Here is a 1522-nt window from a genome sequence, read left to right as displayed (position 1 = left end):
TGTAGGCGGTGACGCCCTCGGCGTTGTAGCGGCGGTGGACGACGAGGTCGAAGGCTCCAGGGCGCGGCGCCAGCGCCCCGAGGGCGCCGCCCAGGTCGTGCGCGGCGGCCGTCTCGGCGATCCGCGGCAGGGCCGCCAGCGCATTGCTGGTGGCGGCGGGGTCGGTCGCGTCGGCCTCGACCAGGATCTGCGGCCGCTCGCCGCGGGCGATGCGGCGCGAGAAGTCCGCCGGAACGGTGACGACGAACTGCACCTCGCCGCGGGCCAGCATCGCGTCGGCGCCGGCCTCGTCGACCATGTCGCCGACGATGCGGAAATAGCCCGAATTGGTCAGGCCGGCGAGGAAGGACCGGGCGAACGGGCTCGCCTCCCCCATCACCACCGCCGCCGGCAGCGACTTCGGGTCGGCGTTGATGGCATAGCCGAAGAGGAGGAGCTGGAGCACCGGAACGCCGACCATCATGGCGAAGGTCAGGCGATCGCGCCGCATCTGGACGAATTCCTTGACGAGCACCGCCCAGAAGCGCCCGAAGGAGAAGGCGGCCGTCATTGCAGCGGGTCCCGCTCTTGCGCCATCAGGGCGATAAAGACGTCCTCCAGCCCCGGCTCGCCCGTGCTCCAGCGCACGGCCGGGTCGCCGTCGAAGCGGGCGAGCGATGCATCCAGGGCGGCCGCGTCCCGGCCGCTGACATGGAGGGCGCCGCCGAAGCGGACCACCATGTCGATCCCGGGCAGTCCCTCCAGGCGCGTCGCCAGCGCCTCCGGATCGGCGGTCAGGGCCCGGCGGGTCGCGAGCCCCGACCGCGCGATCACCGAATCCACCGTCCCCTCGGCGAGCAGCCGCCCATAGGCGATGTAGGCGATGCGGTGGCAGCGCTCGGCCTCGTCCATGTAGTGGGTGCTGACCAGCACCGTCATCCCGTCCGCGGCGAGGTGGTGGATCTGGGCCCAGAACTCGCGCCGCGCCTTGGGGTCGACGCCGGCCGTCGGCTCGTCGAGCAGCAGCAGCCGCGGCCGGTGCAGGATGCAGGCGGCGAGCGCGAGGCGCTGCTTCCAGCCACCGGAGAGGGAACCGGCGAGCTGGCGCTGGCGGGTTGCCAGCCCCAGCCGCTCCAGCGCTTCGTCGACCGCCCGCCGCCGTCCGGCCATCCCGTACATGCGGGCGACGAAATCGAGATTCTCGCGGATGCTGAGATCCTCGTAGAGGCTGAAGCGCTGGGTCATGTAGCCGACCTGGCGCTTGATCGCCGCGGCGTCGCGGATGATGTCGAGCCCGAGGCAGGTGCCGCTGCCGGAATCGGGCGTCAGCAGTCCGCACAGCATGCGGATCGTCGTCGTCTTGCCGCTGCCGTTCGGCCCGAGGAAGCCGCAGATCCGTCCCGCCTCGACGCGGATCGACAGGTCGCGGACGACCGTGCGGCCGCCGAAGCTCTTGTGCAGGCCGGTGACGTCGATCGCGGCCGTCATCGTGGCGCCCGGGCCACTTCGACCGGCTGGCCGGGATTGAGGCGGACATCGCCCA

The 1522-nt window shown here is 72.1% G+C and carries 2 protein-coding genes; both read right to left on the bottom strand.

Going from position 1 to position 1522, the window contains the following annotated elements; translation table 11 throughout:
- The coding region (locus ACE3Q3_RS24375; protein ID WP_374450467.1) for an ABC transporter permease at positions 1-550 on the bottom strand (550 nt) is incomplete at its 3' end.
- On the bottom strand, positions 547-1467 hold the full coding sequence (locus ACE3Q3_RS24370; protein WP_374450466.1) for an ABC transporter ATP-binding protein: 921 nt from the start codon (positions 1465-1467) through the stop codon (positions 547-549). The genes ACE3Q3_RS24375 and ACE3Q3_RS24370, both read right to left, overlap by 4 nt.
- Between the last annotated feature and the right edge of the window lie 55 nt (positions 1468-1522).

This window comes from Allostella sp. (genome assembly GCF_041913585.1).
GTDB lineage: Bacteria > Pseudomonadota > Alphaproteobacteria > ATCC43930 > Allostellaceae > Allostella.
This window is presented reverse-complemented; position numbering and strand designations above follow the sequence as displayed.